The 15,337-nt window shown below is 62.3% G+C and carries 13 protein-coding genes; 10 read left to right on the top strand and 3 right to left on the bottom strand.

Annotated features, from left to right (window positions below):
* Positions 1–307: 307 nt before the first annotated feature.
* The 6 genes from Hrd1104_RS07945 to Hrd1104_RS07920 all read left to right on the top strand — a co-directional run bounded on the left by Hrd1104_RS07945 (position 308) and on the right by Hrd1104_RS07920 (position 7,383).
* Entirely contained in the window at positions 308–2,182 is a 1,875-nt protein-coding gene (locus Hrd1104_RS07945) for a methyl-accepting chemotaxis protein (RefSeq protein WP_154552253.1), read from the top strand.
* Positions 2,183–2,292: 110 nt separating this feature from the next.
* The gene (locus tag Hrd1104_RS07940) at positions 2,293–3,453 is read left to right on the top strand and encodes an ABC transporter ATP-binding protein (protein ID WP_154552252.1); all 1,161 of its coding nucleotides are present in this window, start codon (positions 2,293–2,295) and stop codon (positions 3,451–3,453) included.
* 118 nt (positions 3,454–3,571) lie between these two features.
* On the top strand, positions 3,572–4,921 hold the full coding sequence (locus Hrd1104_RS07935; RefSeq protein WP_154552251.1) for an ABC transporter substrate-binding protein: 1,350 nt from the start codon (positions 3,572–3,574) through the stop codon (positions 4,919–4,921).
* A gap of 30 nt (positions 4,922–4,951) precedes the next feature.
* Complete coding sequence (locus Hrd1104_RS07930; protein ID WP_154552250.1) at positions 4,952–5,917, top strand: carbohydrate ABC transporter permease; 966 nt, start codon at positions 4,952–4,954, stop codon at positions 5,915–5,917.
* Position 5,918: 1 nt separating this feature from the next.
* Positions 5,919–6,836, top strand: coding sequence for a carbohydrate ABC transporter permease (locus Hrd1104_RS07925; protein ID WP_154552249.1), 918 nt, complete (start codon positions 5,919–5,921; stop codon positions 6,834–6,836).
* Positions 6,837–6,960: 124 nt separating this feature from the next.
* Positions 6,961–7,383: a hypothetical protein gene (locus tag Hrd1104_RS07920; RefSeq protein WP_154552248.1), complete on the top strand. Its 423-nt coding sequence runs from the start codon at positions 6,961–6,963 to the stop codon at positions 7,381–7,383.
* Between the two features lie 415 nt (positions 7,384–7,798).
* Here Hrd1104_RS07920 and polX read toward each other — a convergent pair whose 3' ends face one another.
* Complete coding sequence (gene polX / locus Hrd1104_RS07915) at positions 7,799–9,535, bottom strand: DNA polymerase/3'-5' exonuclease PolX (RefSeq protein ID WP_154552247.1); 1,737 nt, start codon at positions 9,533–9,535, stop codon at positions 7,799–7,801.
* A complete protein-coding gene (locus Hrd1104_RS07910) occupies positions 9,532–9,984 on the bottom strand; it encodes a DUF5788 family protein (RefSeq protein WP_154552246.1) in 453 nt (150 codons plus the stop codon). Before Hrd1104_RS07910 ends, polX begins: the two co-directional genes overlap by 4 nt.
* 132 nt (positions 9,985–10,116) lie before the next feature.
* Between Hrd1104_RS07910 and Hrd1104_RS07905 the strand changes: the two genes are divergently transcribed.
* From Hrd1104_RS07905 to Hrd1104_RS07890, 4 genes are read left to right on the top strand one after another with little or no spacing between them, the layout of a single operon-like run.
* A complete protein-coding gene (locus tag Hrd1104_RS07905; RefSeq protein ID WP_154552245.1) occupies positions 10,117–11,088 on the top strand; it encodes a rhomboid family intramembrane serine protease in 972 nt (323 codons plus the stop codon).
* Between the two features lie 3 nt (positions 11,089–11,091).
* A complete protein-coding gene (locus Hrd1104_RS07900) occupies positions 11,092–11,898 on the top strand; it encodes an endonuclease V (RefSeq protein WP_154552244.1) in 807 nt (268 codons plus the stop codon).
* Between the two features lie 52 nt (positions 11,899–11,950).
* The gene (locus tag Hrd1104_RS07895; protein ID WP_154552243.1) at positions 11,951–12,787 is read left to right on the top strand and encodes an SDR family NAD(P)-dependent oxidoreductase; all 837 of its coding nucleotides are present in this window, start codon (positions 11,951–11,953) and stop codon (positions 12,785–12,787) included.
* Positions 12,784–14,103, top strand: a complete 1,320-nt coding sequence (locus Hrd1104_RS07890; RefSeq protein ID WP_154552242.1) for a glycerate kinase — start codon at positions 12,784–12,786, stop codon at positions 14,101–14,103. The genes Hrd1104_RS07895 and Hrd1104_RS07890 overlap by 4 nt, the downstream gene beginning before the upstream one ends.
* 22 nt (positions 14,104–14,125) lie before the next feature.
* On the opposite strand, the gene Hrd1104_RS07885 is transcribed toward Hrd1104_RS07890, so the two are convergent.
* Positions 14,126–15,160: a TRC40/GET3/ArsA family transport-energizing ATPase gene (locus tag Hrd1104_RS07885; RefSeq protein WP_154552241.1), complete on the bottom strand. Its 1,035-nt coding sequence runs from the start codon at positions 15,158–15,160 to the stop codon at positions 14,126–14,128.
* Between the last annotated feature and the right edge of the window lie 177 nt (positions 15,161–15,337).

Raw genomic sequence — 15,337 nt, 5'->3', positions numbered from 1 at the left:
CTCCGATCGGCTGTGCCACGGACTCCCCTACTGCATCGCAATCATTAGCGTTTGCAAACAATGAACGATTTGCACCCCTTCAGCTCGGTATTCCGACGGGTGGCGAGCGAGTTCGGGGTAGGCGGTCTGTGTGTTTGGATTCATCCGTCTCGTCCGATTCTAGTGGGCTCTTACTGTTCGCCCATCGCAAACGTTTGAACGACCATTATGATTTTTGTCTAACAATATGGGTCCCGGGACTGTGCAAAACTGCTTTGAGAAACATATACGGGGCCATACCACATGGGTACAATCACGAGGATAAACGATGACAGATGATCGGGAGGTCGATTCGACGGCTGGGTCCGATGGGGGGTCCGTATTCAGTCGAGTCGTGCCGAATTTCATCCGCCGGCGCTTCACGCTCAAGTTCGCACTCATCTTGGTGGTCATGGGCCTGGCGATCGGCGTTATCGGAGCGACGGCAACCGGGGCCGTCGCCGAGCAGGTCGAACAGAACGTCAAAGAGGAGTACCAGAATCTGGCGTCTCAACAGGCAAACGCGATCGAAACGTGGGTCGAGCGCAACTCTATCTCGGTGAAACTCGCATCGAAAGACACCGCGTTGAGTCGAACAGACCCGGGGTCTCGATTCGATATCCAACAGGAACTGGCAACGACAGCCGGGAACGTCTACGGCGTTCACGGCATCTATCTGCTGAATTATTCCGAGCATGCTCCCCGGGTCGTCGCCAGCCCGCAGATCTCTTTCGAGATGAATCTCTCAGAGACGACCCGCGCGTGGATTCAGTCTACCCCCTTCGATTCGCTGGACGTGATGGACGTCCACGTCACTGACGTCCATCGGGTTGGCGAGACGCCTGTCGTCGCGTTCGTCAGCCCAGCCGCTGACCATCCAGATCGGTACCTCGTCATGGAGTACTCCGTCGCTGACCTGGCGTCGTCGATCGACACGACCAGTGACGATCGTTTCACGCAGGTCGTCAACGACGACGGTATCGTACAGGTGGCTGGCGAGAGCGCGGAGGTCCTCGGCCAGTACGGCGACCAGCGGGCACTGCACCCGGTCACGCTCGCAGCGACGTTGCGTGGCACCGATCGGCCGGCTGGTGTGATCCCCGATATGGCGGCCAAAACGGCTGTTATCGACGAACAATACACTGTGGGATATGCTCCGATCAGTGTCACGAACGTCCCGCTGAACTGGACTGTCCTCGTCCACGAACCCCGGTCGAGCGTCTACGGGTTCGTCTGGGCCATCTCGCGATGGGGGCGGCTTGCTACCCTCGGCGGCGTCATCCTCGTCGGTGTCTTGGGGGCCGCGATCGGGTACAACACGACACGTGACCTCAATCGCTTACGCCACTGGGCAGGCAAGCTTCGCGATGGCGATCTCGAAGCGACAGCGGGGACGTCCCGGATCGACGCTATCGGTGAACTGTACGACGGGTTCGAGAACATGCGCTCGTCGCTCAACCAGCAGATAACGGAGGCCGAACGGGCTCGCAAAGAGGCCGAAGTCTCCCGAGCAGAGGCGATGCGGATGAACGAGTACCTCCAGCAGAAGGCTGAGGAATACTCAGACACGATGCGACAGTGTGCAGACGGGGATCTGACCCAACGTCTCGACCCGGATGGGGAGAACGAAGCGATGGATCAGATCGCGACGTCGTTCAACGAGATGGTCGCGGAACTAGAGCGGACCACCGAGGAACTGAAACAGTTCGCCGTCCGGGTCGAGGAGACCGGCGAGGTCCTCCAGGCCAGTTCCGACAGCGTTCGCGTCGCGAGCGGTCACGTTGCCGATTCTGTCCAGCGGATCGCCGACGATGCCGACGATCAAAAAGAGCGCCTTCAGGACGTCTCAGCGGAGATCGACGACCTGGCCGACAGCTTCGAGCAGCTTGCTGCCGAGGAAACTGACCAAGACGTGGACGAACAGGTCGATCGTCTCAACGAGATCGCCGCCCGGGTCGGTGAGGTCGCGACCCTGAGTGAGGAGACGCTCGCGGAATCGGGCATCGTCGCCGGTGCGGCCGAAGAACAAGCCTCGGAACTCACTGCGGTGTCCGAACGTGCCCAAGACCTCACCCAATACGCGCGCCCGCTCCACGACGCCCTCGAAGAGTTCGACACCGACAGCGAGGGCGACCTCTACGTCGGCGACCTCTCGGCGGACTGAGTGGGTTGGCCCCGGACGACTCCCTCCTCGTGTCGGGGTTTCGGCTCCGTCTGCGATCGTGATCGTTAGACACAATAAATTATTTATACCAGAATACCGCACAATCGAACATGGCGAACGTAATACTCGACGGAGTGACCAAAAAATTCCAGGATCAGAGCGGCGAGATTATCGCGGTTGACGATCTCGATCTCAACATTCAGGACGGTGAGTTCCTCGTTTTGGTCGGTCCGTCAGGGTGTGGTAAGTCGACGACCCTTCGGATGGTCGCCGGGCTCGAAATGCCCACCGAGGGCACGATCAGTCTAGACGATAAGCCGATTACGAACCTCTCGCCCCAGGAACGTGACGTGGCGATGGTCTTCCAGTCGTACGCTCTCTACCCCCACATGACGGTCCGCGGGAACATGTCCTTCGGGCTCGAGGAAGCCACTGACCTCTCGAAAGATGAGATCCGTACACGAGTCGAGGACGCCGCCGAGATGCTGGGGATCGACGCGCTGCTCGACCGGAAACCCGGTGAACTTTCGGGGGGCCAACAGCAGCGGGTCGCGCTTGGCCGAGCGATCGTCCGCGAACCGGAGGCGTTCCTGCTGGACGAACCGCTGGCGAATCTGGACGCGAAACTCCGCTCGGAGATGCGGACGGAACTCCAACACCTCCAGGAGGATCTCGATACGACGACCATCTACGTCACTCACGACCAGACGGAGGCGATGACGATGTCCGATCGAATCGCCGTCCTCAACGACGGTGAACTCCAGCAGGTCGGGACGCCACTGGAGTGCTATCACCGGCCCAACAACCAGTTCGTCGCCGGCTTCATTGGCGATCCGTCGATGAACTTCCTCGAGGTCACGCTCGAAGATGGGCGTCTCGTCGGCGAGTACTTCGAGTACCCGCTCAGCGACGACGTACTGGCAAACATCGAGGGTCACGACGAGCTCGTCTTTGGCATTCGGCCCGAGGACGTCGAGATTCTCGATGCAGCGGAACGGAGACACGAGTTCCCGGCTACCGTCGACGTCGTCGAACCGATGGGCGACGAGAACACGGTCCACCTCGCTTTCGAGAGTCAGGACCGGACTGAATCCGCGCTGACGTCGACGATCAGCGGGATGCGAAACGTCGACGAACTCGAATCGATCGGGATCGGGCTGCCCGAGAGTGCGATCCACCTCTTCGATGCCGAAACGGGCGAATCGTTGCACAATCGGAGTCTCGGGGAGATCGAAGGTGACCGGCCACTCAAAGGCGCAAAACCGGCTTGAATCGGTCGCGGCGAGCAGTTGGTCGTTTGTTTTGCCGTCTGTGAGTCTCAGGGCTCGCTATTCAACATAAAAATTCTACCACAATTACTAAATAGGAGTACGTTGAACACAGAAATGTATGACAGAAGATACCAGTACCGGTGGCGACACCGTTTCCCGTCGGAGTGTTCTCGGAGCGTCAGCAGGGCTTGCCATGGCTGGGTTGGCCGGTTGTGGCGGTGGCGATACGACGACCGAGGCCCCCGCGGACACAGATACGACGACCGAGAGCAGTGAGCCGACACCCAACGATACCGAGCTCGAAGTCCTCCACGCCTGGACCGGCGGGGACGGTGCGGCGGCCGTCGAGAAGTTGACCTCGATGTTCAAAGAGGAGTACCCGGATCTGGCGACCAACTTCCGGCCGATCGGCGGGACGGGGAACGTCAACCTCGACTCTGTGGTCGCGCGACGGCTCGCCAACCGGGACCCGCCGGCAGCCTGGCAGGCCTGGCCCGGCCAGAACATCACCCAGTACGGTGGGTTGCTGGCAAACATCACCGACGTCTGGGAGGAGAACAACTACACGGAGACGATGAACTCCAGGGCGGCAACGGAGTCCCAGCTCAACGGCGAGTACCGGTCGATGCCGCTGGTCTCTCACCGGATGAACAATCTGTTCTACAACGTGCACGTCTTCGATGATGCCGGTGTCGATCCGAGTGCGATCGACAATCCGAACGATCTCCTCGACGCGTTCGAAACGATCGGTCAAGAAACCGACGCCGACCCGATGGCTCACGCCATGTCGGGTGCGTGGACGACCCTCCAGCTGGTCTTCCAGAACTTCCTTGGCATGGATGGCGGCTACGACGCCTACATGAACTACATCGAGGGGGACGTCGACGAGGACCACCTCCGGAACGCTCTCGAAGTCACCAAGGAGATGCTGGAAAACCATATCAACAGTGACGCTGCGACGATCGCCTTCACCGAGGGCAACCAGCAGATGATGGATGGCAACGCCGGTTGCATCCAGCAGGGGAACTGGGCGTACGGCATGTACCGTGCCGAGGACAGTGGCGTCTCCTACCAGGAAGACTGGGACTGGATCGCGTATCCGGGCACGAGCGACATGTACATGCTCCACATCGACGCGTTCACCTTCGCCCGTGACACCAACACGCCGGTCAAGCAGAAGATGTGGGCGAAGTTCCTGGGGACGAAAGACGCCCAGGTCGAGTTCGGGAACCGCAAGGGTGCGATCCCGCTCCGGACCGATATCGATTCGAGTCGGCTGACGCCGTTCCTCGAGATGAACGCCGACCACCTGGCGAACAAAGAGAAGTTCCCGCCCACGATCGCACACGGCCTGGCCGTCTCGCCAGAGCAGCTGAGTGAGGCAAAGGACGTGATTGGAAGTAACTTCATGGGGCCGTACAACGTCGACCAGACAGTGTCGGGCCTTACCGACGTTGTCTCACAGTAACGCCCAAATCTTCACCTCATCGTTTCAATCATGGCAGGTTCACAAGACACGGTAGCTGGACCCGGTGCTAGCGGTGGCCACGCTACTGAGACCGATAGGCGCGAACGCTTACGGCGGTTCTGGAAGAGTGACTTCGTTCGATCCTCGCCGTTCTGGCTGATCCCATTACTGCTGATGGGGCTGGCTGTCTACGGCGGGATCATCTGGAACTTCTTGATCTCGTTGACGGATTACGAGGGGTTCCTCCAACCGCCGGACTACAGCCAACTGGACTTTGAGATGTACGCCCAGGCGTTGGCGGATCCGGCCGTGTTCTCGACCGGCAGGAACACGTTCGTCCTGCTGGTCGCGTTCACGAGCATCTCGCTCATCCTGGGCCTGTTCCTGGCGATTCTCCTCGATCGAGACATCCGCCAGAAGGGCGCGATCCAGACGATCTACCTGTTGCCGATGGCCCTTTCCTTTGTCGTGACGGCCCAGTTCTGGCTGTGGATGTACAACTTCGAAAACGGACTCGTCAACACCTTCATCGGGTTGTTCGGCCTCGGACCGTACAACTGGATCGGGGATCCACAGTTGGTGCTGGGAGCTGTCATCTTCGCGTTAATATGGCAGTTCAGCGGCTACTGTATGGTCGTGTTCCTGGCCGGCTTGCAGTCGATTCCCAACGACCAGTTCGAGGCCGCGAAGGTCGACGGCGCGAGCATCATCAAGACCTACTGGCGGGTCATCATCCCGCAGTTGAAGTCGGCCTCGGTGAGTGCAGCTGTCGTGCTGATGATCTTCGCGCTGAAGATCTTCACGTTCCTCTATGCGATGTTCGGGACGTACCGACCCCCCAAAGGGACTGACGTGCTCGCGACGCTGATGGTGCGCGAGGCGTTCAACCTCCAGCACTGGGCGTATGCCGCCGCGATCGCGACCATCCTGCTGGCGATGGGACTGCTCGTGGTCGCGCCGTACCTCTACTACCAGTACAAAGCGAGGGCGCTCTAAAATGAGTCAATCAACCACCTCGAAACGCGACGGTGTCGCACGCCTCCTGCCGGAGATCAGTTACCGCCGGCTCGGGCTGTACTTCGTGATCATCGCCTTCGTGGCGTTTTTCCTGTCGCCGATCTATACGGGACTGGTCACGTCACTGAAAGCGAGCGGAGCCGCGACGACGCCGTTCCTTCCACCAACCCCCGGTAACTTCACGCTCGAAAGCTGGGGCCAGGCGTTCGATCAGTTAGCTCGCGGGTTCGTCAACAGCTTCGCGATGGCGATTCCCTCGACGATACTCGACGTGATTCTCGGGAGTACGGCTGCCTACGGGCTCACCCTGGTCGACTGGCGTCGCCAGATGCCGGTCGTGTTGCTGTTCGTCTTCGGCATCTTCCTGCCCTACCAGGCGATCTTGGTCCCGCTGAGCGACTTCTGGGTCAACATCTTCCCGCTCTCGGAGGGTCTGATCATCGAAGGAATCACGATTATCCCGGCGAACGAACGTTGGGGGACGCTGGCAGAGCTGACGATTACCCACGTCGCCTACGGGATTCCGATCTGTTTCCTCCTGTTCCGGTCGTACTACAAGACGATCTCGACGGAACTGGTCGAGGCCGCGAAAGTCGACGGTGCGAGCATCACGAAGATCTACACGCGCATCGTCCTGCCGCTGTCGAAACCGATGATCGGCGTCGTGTTGATCTACCAGTTCACCCAGATCTGGAACGAGTTCCTGTTCTCGCTGACGCTGATCGGGAGCTCTTCGGACCAGGCGGCGACGATCACGCTCATCCTCTCGGGGATCGGTGCTGACCTGAGCGGGGTCAACTTCCCGCTCCGGATGGCTGCAGCGTTCCTCGCGGCGCTGCCGACGATCGTCATCTACGTGCTGTTCGCCGAACAGTTCGCCGAAGGGATCGCGACGTAAGGTCTCCCGGCGAACTCCGCGGTCCGGTTGTCCACCACGCGTCTTCTATTTTTCACCCCGACAGCCACAGACTCGGGGCTGACGAGCGGCAACGTTTTGAGGTAGCTGATCCAACGATCGACCGATGAGCGAAGCTTTCAGTCGAGGGAAAGCAGTGATTTGGGCGATCAGCTTGGGCATTCTCACGGCCTTTACCGCCGGATCCCTGATCACCGTTCAGACTGCCCGCCAGGGCATGGTGATCACGGGCTTGTGGCTCGTCTTTTCCTCGGCCGTCCTCTACGTCCTCGTCGTTGAAAACTGGGACCAGTGGGCGCGCGAACAGCCCCTCGTTCGCATCGTCGTCTACTTCGCCCCGCTGTTTTTCGGGACGGTTGTCCTCGACGCCACTCTCTCTCTGATCGTGGGCTGGCAGGGCCTGCTCACGACGGTACTGGATACGCTCGTTGCAGGTTTCGTCTTTGCCGGTGCGATCTGGCTGTCGTTCTACCGGGGAGCCGATCTCGTCCGGGAGTACGTCGTCGACAAACTCGATGCCGAGTGGTGACTGGCATCGACATAGACAAAAGATAGTCAATATGGTATAAATAGAGTACGGTGTAATTTTTGACTGTTTTGCTCGGTCACCCGACTGTGTAGCGACTCAGCAGTCAGCCGTCCAACGTTGGTATAGATATGCGTTTCGAGCGCCTTTTTGACTGGCGGATCCGTCTATACAGAGCGGTCCCTGATCGAGAGGTGATCGAAGCCCCCGATCACTCGTCTCCGGGACGACAGATAGCTGCAAGTCGCCGAAATTAGCACTCTCTGGCGGTATCCTACGATATCGGTGTGTTTCGATCGTTGCCAGTCCGAGGAGTCATCGATCTCGGCCGTTCGAAATAGATACGAAATATTATATGAATGGTAAAATGGTAGGTTTCGGCTACTGTCTCCCTTCTCAACCGTCGGCGCCCCTCCGTTCAGGACAGAAACGGCCGGATGTCTTCGATTGGCCAGGTGTTGAGTACGTCTTCCGCCTCGGCCCAGCCACGCCGTGCCGTGTGGATGCCAAATCGCACGTACTCGTCGTTTGCGGGCCGGTGGGCGTCGGTGTTGACGGCGATGGTCGCCCCAGCTTCTACGGCCTGTTTGACGGCGTTCCCGCCCAGATCGAGCCGCTGGGGGTTGGCGTTGACCTCCAGGGCTGTATCGTGGGCGGCGGCGACACTTGCGAGTCGCTCGACGTCTACATCCAGTCCCGGCCGGCGGTTGAGATAGCGGCCGGTGGGATGGCCGATGATATCGACGTGTGGGTGCTTGGCAGCGGCGATCAACTGTTCGGTCCCGTCACCGTCCAGCCCAGCGTGGGGTGAGGCGACCACGAGATCCAAGTCGGCGAGCAACTCGTCGGCGACCGAAACGGTCCCGTCGGTGTCGATGTTCGCCTCGACGCCGGCAAAGACCGTGATGTCCGCGCGGTCGTCGTCGATCGCCCGTATCTCGGTGCGTTGCTCGCGGAGTTGCTCGTCCGCGACGCCGACGCCGCCGACCATCCCCGGCCCGGTCGCGTGATCGGTGATGGCGACGTACTCGTCGCCACGCTTGGCGGCCGCCTCGACCATCTCCTCGATCGAATTGTTGCCGTCCGACCAGTTCGTGTGGACGTGGAAGTCGCCACGGACGGCCTCAGTCTCGACGAGGTTCGGAAGCGCGTCTTGGGCTGCCGCTTCGACCTCTCCGCGGTTCGCCCGGAGTTCCGGCGGAATCCAAGGTAGATCGAGGGCCTCGTACATCGCCTGTTCGGTCTCGCCGGCGATCCGGTTGCCCGCCCGCTGGTCGTCGTCCTCGACGTCGGCGACGTCGAAGACGCCGTACTCGTTTACCTTCAGATCGCGTTCGATGGCCCGGTTGCGGACCGCGACGTTGTGATCTTTGCTCCCGGTGAAGTACTGCAGGGCAGCGCCGAATTCGGGGGGCGCGACGACCCGGAGGTCGATCCGGACGCCGCCGGCCCGGAGACTTGCCTTCTGGGAGCCGGCTTCGATCGTCCTGTCGGCCCCGTCCCAGTCGGTGAAGGCCTCGAGGACCGTTTCGGCGTCGTCGCTGCCGACGAGCACGTCGACGTCGCCGATCGTGGCTTTCCAGCGCCGCAGTGATCCGGCGAGTTCACACGCTTGGACGGCATCGACAGTTTCCAGATACTCTTTGACGGCTTCGCCCTGTGGCCGGGCCTCACCGAGCAACTGGCGTTCGTGGGCCTGGCGGGCGAAGTCGATCCCGTCGTGGATGTTCTGTTCAGTTTTCGCGCCGAATCCCGATACTGCCTGGATGTCGCCGGCCTCGGCTGCTGCTTCGAGATCGTCGAGCGTCTCGATGCCCACCGCCTCGTAGAGGGTCCCGACCGTCTTCGGACCGACTCCCTCGACGCTCGTCAGGGCGTCCATATCGACGGGCAACTCCTTGCGAAGGTCTTCGAGTTCCTCGATGGTCCCAGTCTCGACGTACTCGACGACCTTGGCGGCGATCGCATCGCCGACGCCCTCGACTTCTTTGACGGCGTCCGTCCCGTCTTCGGCGAGCGTCGCGACGTCGCCCGGGTAGGCAGCGATGTTTTCGGCGGCCCGACGGTAGGCCCGGGGTTTGTACGCAACGTCTTTGGCCTCGAGGCGGTCGGCGAACTCTTCGAGGCGGTCGGCGATCGCTGCGTTGGCACTCATGGCTCGACACCACCCTGTGCCCGTCGATCGTCGGTGTCGTCTTGGCCGAGTGCCTGCTTGAGGAATCGCACCCAACGCTTCTGGTCGGCCGTTTCGGCGGCCGCCCGTTCCTGTTCGAGATCGGCAGAGCCGAGATCGTTCAGGGCGTTCAGCGCCCGGTCGATGCCGACGATCGATTCGGCGAGTCCCTCGCCGGTCTCCCGGGATAGATCCGCAGATTCGAGGCGTTCCTTGCGGGCTCCTCGTTCGCGTCTGAGCGTCGTCTTGACGTCCTCGACACGCTCGCGGTGGGCCGGCGGGATGGAGTCGCGCTGTCGCGTCTCGAAGACGAACGCGTGCAGGCTGAGGGGCTCCCCGTCGATCTCGATGGTCTCGGGAATCTCGGTCCCGACCGTGGCCCCCTCGCGCTCGATCCGTTCGAGGAGTTGCTTGCGCTCGTAGTCGTGCACAGGGACGTCTCCGAGTGCAAGTGACAAAAACCTCTCCGTCGGGACGAGATCATCTGGGACGGCCGTCTAGCTTGCCCGAGTTGGTCGCGGCAAGCACAATCTCTTTGCCCGAGGGTCCGTTACGCACCAGCAATGACGACCTGTGACGTCTGTAGCACACAGACGAACATGCCGTATCACTGCAAACACTGCGGTGGGACTTTCTGCGCCGAACATCGCCTGCCCGAGAATCACGACTGTCCGGGCCTAGAGGATTGGGGTGACCCAGAAGGTGTCTTCGATAGCGGGTTCGACGAGAGTGTGACGACTGGCAGCGGGTCCACTACCAGTTCGTCGAGGAGTACGTTGGACCGCTTGAAGCCCGACACTGGACCAGGTGGTGTCCTCGGATACTTCCGTGGGAACATGACCTACGTGTTCCTGATCCTGATGGCAGTAACGTTCTTTGCCCAGGAGCTGTTCAAGGCGTTCTTCGTCGAATTCAAACAGGTTCCAGGGGGAATAATCACGACCACACCGGAGGCCTGGGACCTCTATCACACGATCTTTACCCTCCAGCCTGGCAATCCCGAGTACGTCTGGACGTGGTTCACGTCGATCTTCGCCCACGGTGGGGTCAGCCACATCGTCGTCAACGGGATCGTGATCTTCTTTTTCGGCCGTCTGGTCGAGCAGTACATCGGCTCCAGAGACTTCACACTGCTATTTTTGGGAAGTGGTGTCCTGGCCGGTCTCGGCCAGATCGCGATCATGTCGATACAGGGGAATCTGGCACCCGTCCTCGGCGCGTCGGGTGCCGCCCTGGCGATCATGGGCGTGCTGACGGTGTTGAACCCTGACCTGCGCGTGTACTTGTACTTCATCTTCCCGATCCCGATCTGGATGTTGACGATCGGCCTGGTCGCGATCAACGTCCTCGGTATCTTCGGCACGGGCGGACAAGGCGTCGCCAACGTGGCCCACCTGGTCGGACTGGCAATTGGACTTATCTATGGCCGACGCGTCCAGAGCCAGATCCGAGTCCCCAACCAGTTGCAGTTCGGCGGTGGCCCGGGCGGTCCCGGCGGCCCTGGCGGTCCCGGTCGCCGTCGCGGCCCGTTCTGAGTGATGGAGTCCGTTCGCCCCGAGTTCGTCCCCGATCCGTCGCTGTCTCACGAGGCGATGAAAGCCCTTCAGCGTGACATCGCCGACGCCGCAGTTTTCGACGATGATTTCGACTTCGATCCGGCGGCGGTCGCCGTCGATTCGCCCGTCGAACTGCTCGACGACACCCAGCAGCGACTCACGGACGACGGTCCGATCGTCGCCGGCGTCGATCAGGCGTTTCTCGACGACGGCGACCGCGCCCTGAGTGCCGTCGTCGCCCTGCAGGACGGGGCAATCGTCGACCGGACGCACGCAGTCGTCGACACCGAAATCCCGTACATTCCTGGCCTTCTGAGTTTCCGCGAGGGCGGAGCCATTCTGGCCGCGCTCTCGAATCTCACTGTCGAACCCGATCTTCTGGTCGTCGACGGGAGCGGTCGCATTCACTTCCGGGAGGCGGGGCTGGCGACCCACGTCGGTGTGACCGTCGACGTCCCGGCGATCGGTGTCGCGAAGAACCTGCTCTGTGGGACGCCGGTCGAGTCGATCCCCGACCGCATGCCGGCGGGCGAGCGCGTTCCGATCGCGGCCGACGCGGACGTGACCGCCGAGTCAGGGACGGTCATCGGCCACGCCGTCCAGACCCGTCAGTACGAGTCCGGGTCGACGTCGATCAATCCGCTGTCCGTCAGTCCCGGCCATCGCGTGTGCGCGGCGACGGCTGCTGACCTCGTGACCCAGTGTGCTGGCGGGTACAAACTCCCGGAGCCGACACGACTCGCCGACCGGGCGGCCGACCGGCACAAACGTGAGTGCCTCGATGGGTAGCGATTCGGCAATCGACCGCCAGGGCTTACTTGCGGGCACCCGAGGCGACGGTATGGACGACCGTATCGCACTCATCACGGGCTGTTCCTCGGGCATCGGCCGGGCCAGCGCCGAACGGTTCCTCGAAGAAGACTGGACGGTCTATGCGACTGCCCGGGACACTGACGACCTCGCCGACCTCGCCGAGGCCGGCGCGGAGACGGCAAATCTGGACGTGACGAACGCGCGCGCGGTCGAGCGCGTCGTCGATCGGATCGTCGACGAACAGGGCCGGATCGACTGTCTGGTCAACAACGCCGGGTACGGCCAGTTTGGCCCCGTCGAGGACGTGCCGACCGACGGCTTCCACGATCAGTTCGACGTGAACGTCTACGGTCCACACCGCTTGACGCGGGCAGTGTTGCCCCACATGCGCGACCGAGAGGCGGGGACGATCATCAACGTCTCGAGTCTGTACGGTCGGATCACCACGCCCGGGATGGGCGTCTACTCGGCCTCGAAGTTCGCTCTCGAAGCGATGAGCGACGCCCTCCGTGCCGAGGTCGACCCACACGGAATCGACGTCGTGCTGGTCGAGCCGGGTGTCGTCGAGACGGACTTTGCCGACACGGCAGACGCCACCCGCGAGCGACTCGAAGAATCCGGCGCCTACGAGGCGGTCTACGAGGGCCAGGACGATCGCCGAGCCATCGAGTACGACGGCCTGTTCGGAATCCCTCCGGAAGACGTCGCGACTGCCATCTTCGACGCCGCGGCGATGACTGATCCGGACCCACGCTACGCGATCGGGCGCGGCGCGAAGCTGATCCTGGCGTTGCGATATCTCCCCGACCGGTGGCGAGACGCTGCCTTCCGCCTGGTACGGAAGGCGACGAGCCTCGGGCGATGATCGCCGATCGCGATCGGCTGGCGAAGACGCCGGCCCACGAGGTTGCACTCGCTTCCATCGAGGCGGGGATCGAGGCGGCGACGCCCCAGCACGTCTTGCGAGAGTCACTCATCGTCGAGGACGACATTCTCACTGTCGCCGACAGCGAGTACGACCTCGAGGCCTACGACTCGGTGGTCGTCCTCGGCGGTGGCAAAGCAGCCGATATGGTCGCACGCGAACTCGAACGAACACTTGAGGGGTACCTCGACCGGGGGCTTGTTGTCTCGACGACCCCAGTCGCGACGGAGACCGTCGAGACGGCAGCCGGCAGCCATCCCATCCCGGACGAAGCCAGCCTGGAAGGCGCTCGACGCGTCTTCCAACGGGCGAAGGGATTGGGCGAGGGGACGCTGGTTCTGGCCCCGATCACGGGTGGTGGCAGCGCGCTGTTGGCGTTGCCGGCTGGCGATATTACGCTCGTGGATCTGCAGGATGCGACCGAGCAGTTGGTCGAGAGCGGGGCCTCGATTCGTGAGATCAACGCTGTCCGCAAGCACTGCTCGGCGATCAAGGGTGGCGGCCTGGCCAGGGTGGCCGCGCCAGCGACAGTGGTCGGACTCCTCTTTTCAGATGTCGTCGGTGACGATCCCGGCGTGATCGCCAGCGGACCGACCGCCGTCGACGAGACGACCTACGCGGACGCCCTCGATATCTTGGACCGCTACGACGTGGGCGTGCCCGCGCCGGTCCGTGCACATCTCGAAGCTGGTGCCGCCGGTGAGCGTGCGGAGACGCCGGCCGAGTCCGCGGCACTGGCTCACGTCGACAATCACGTCCTCGCCGATGCCTGGACCGCGCTGGAAGCGGCCCGCGATGCCGCCCGCGAGGCCGGCTACGAGCCCCTGGTCGTTTCCTCCCGGGTCCGGGGCGAGGCGACCGAGGCCGCCCTGTCACAACTGGCGATCGCAGCGGAGTCGGCGGCGACCGGCACACCGGTCGAACCGCCCGCCGTCCTCCTTTCGGGGGGCGAGACGACAGTTTCGGTCACGGGCAACGGCGATGGCGGACCGAACCTGGAGTTCGCGCTCCGGGTGGCCATCGAGCGACCGGAGCGGGTCGTCTGTGCCAGCGTCGACACCGACGGCGAGGACGGCGGGACCGATATCGCGGGGGCGATCGTCGACGGGCAGACGCTCGAAAACCCCCAGCGTGGCCGGGCGGCACTGGTCGAAAACGATGCGTTGAGGCCTCTCGAAGCGAGCGACGCGGTGATCGAAACCGGGCCGACGGGAACCAACGTCAATGACTTGCGCGTGTTCGTGATCAACGAGTAGTATCGTCACGCACCGATCGCTTTCACTCTTCCAGACACGCGGCGACGACCCGGAGCAACTGCTCGCCCCGAACTTCGTCGGCAAACAGCGGTACCCGACGCACGTCGTGACCCCGGAAGACGTCCTGTGACCGTTCGAGCGCCTCTTGTTGGACGTTCCAGCGGCGCTGGCAGAACTCACACGTTTCGAGGTTCGGCGAGACGTACCAGTCGGCGTCGACGTCTGCCACGTCAGCCAGGTCTTCCATCACGCGATTGACGACGACAGTCTCGACTGGAATGTCGAAAGCGGCGAGGCGATCGAGCAATCGTTCGGACTCCATGACGCTCAACTCTTCAGGGACCATGACGACCCGGAAGTCCGTCTTCGTGGGGTCCTGGAGGATCGAACGGAGACGCTCGATGCGCTCTCGAAGCACGCGCAGGTCGTCTAAGCCCTCCTCGATGTCTTGTTCGTCGGCATCGCCGAACATCCCGGTGATGGATCCCATCATCCCGCTCAGGCGCTCCCGAAAGGAGAGGAACTTCCCGACCATCGAATCCATGACTTCCGGGAGTTCGAGCAAACGGAGTGTGTGACCGGTCGGCGCGGTGTCGACTACGACCCGATCGAAGCGCTCGTCGTCGAGATAGCGGATCAAGAGCCGAATCGCCGCCGCCTCGTCGGTCCCGGGCATGGCGTTCGTGAACGGATCGGTAACGTCTTCGCCCAGCAGTTTGTCGAGCCCACCCATTCCGTCCTGGATTCCGAGCGGATCGTCGCCCAGCGCGGCCTCGGGATCGATCTCGGCCGCATAGAGTGGGATGTCCTCACGGATCCGTCCGGGCTCGGCGGGGATGTCTGTCTCCAGGGTGTCTGACAACGAGTGGGCGGGATCGGTCGAGATGACCAGCGTCGCGGTATCGTCACGGGCGCTGGCGAGGGCGGTCGCCGCCGCCATCGTCGTCTTGCCGACGCCACCTTTCCCGCCATAGAGGACGTATTCTGGCCCTTCGATCCCGCTTGGCACGACAGATTCGTCGATTTCTTCGACGGCTTCGACGTCGATATCGTTCATGTGCGGTGTTTTCCGCCTGGCCTTGAGAACTTCTCGGTCGTTGCACGCGCGCGATCCCCTCAGCGATCGGTCCGGGTCTTGGGCGTTCTCCGAGGTGCTTTCGACGCCCGGATTCGAGTACCGACTCGGCTAGTGGGGGCTCGATCACGCCCAAATCCGTGAGAACCTCGATTCGAT

Source organism: Halorhabdus sp. CBA1104 (assembly GCF_009690625.1).
GTDB lineage: Archaea > Halobacteriota > Halobacteria > Halobacteriales > Haloarculaceae > Halorhabdus.
Note: the sequence above shows the minus strand (reverse complement) of the source record. Positions and strands in the feature narration are given on the sequence as shown.

Excerpts from the sequence above, each read along its gene's own strand:
- Hrd1104_RS07890 (WP_154552242.1), top strand. The coding sequence starts at position 12,784 with ATGATCGCCGATCGCGATCGGCTGGCGAAGACGCCGGCCCACGAGGTT.
- Hrd1104_RS07905 (WP_154552245.1), top strand. The coding sequence starts at position 10,117 with ATGACGACCTGTGACGTCTGTAGCACACAGACGAACATGCCGTATCAC.
- Hrd1104_RS07930 (WP_154552250.1), top strand. The coding sequence starts at position 4,952 with ATGGCAGGTTCACAAGACACGGTAGCTGGACCCGGTGCTAGCGGTGGC.
- Hrd1104_RS07920 (WP_154552248.1), top strand. The coding sequence starts at position 6,961 with ATGAGCGAAGCTTTCAGTCGAGGGAAAGCAGTGATTTGGGCGATCAGC.
- polX (WP_154552247.1), bottom strand. The coding sequence starts at position 9,535 with ATGAGTGCCAACGCAGCGATCGCCGACCGCCTCGAAGAGTTCGCCGAC.
- Hrd1104_RS07900 (WP_154552244.1), top strand. The coding sequence starts at position 11,092 with ATGGAGTCCGTTCGCCCCGAGTTCGTCCCCGATCCGTCGCTGTCTCAC.
- Hrd1104_RS07925 (WP_154552249.1), top strand. The coding sequence starts at position 5,919 with ATGAGTCAATCAACCACCTCGAAACGCGACGGTGTCGCACGCCTCCTG.
- Hrd1104_RS07885 (WP_154552241.1), bottom strand. The coding sequence starts at position 15,160 with ATGAACGATATCGACGTCGAAGCCGTCGAAGAAATCGACGAATCTGTC.
- Hrd1104_RS07945 (WP_154552253.1), top strand. The coding sequence starts at position 308 with ATGACAGATGATCGGGAGGTCGATTCGACGGCTGGGTCCGATGGGGGG.
- Hrd1104_RS07940 (WP_154552252.1), top strand. The coding sequence starts at position 2,293 with ATGGCGAACGTAATACTCGACGGAGTGACCAAAAAATTCCAGGATCAG.
- Hrd1104_RS07935 (WP_154552251.1), top strand. The coding sequence starts at position 3,572 with ATGACAGAAGATACCAGTACCGGTGGCGACACCGTTTCCCGTCGGAGT.
- Hrd1104_RS07895 (WP_154552243.1), top strand. The coding sequence starts at position 11,951 with ATGGACGACCGTATCGCACTCATCACGGGCTGTTCCTCGGGCATCGGC.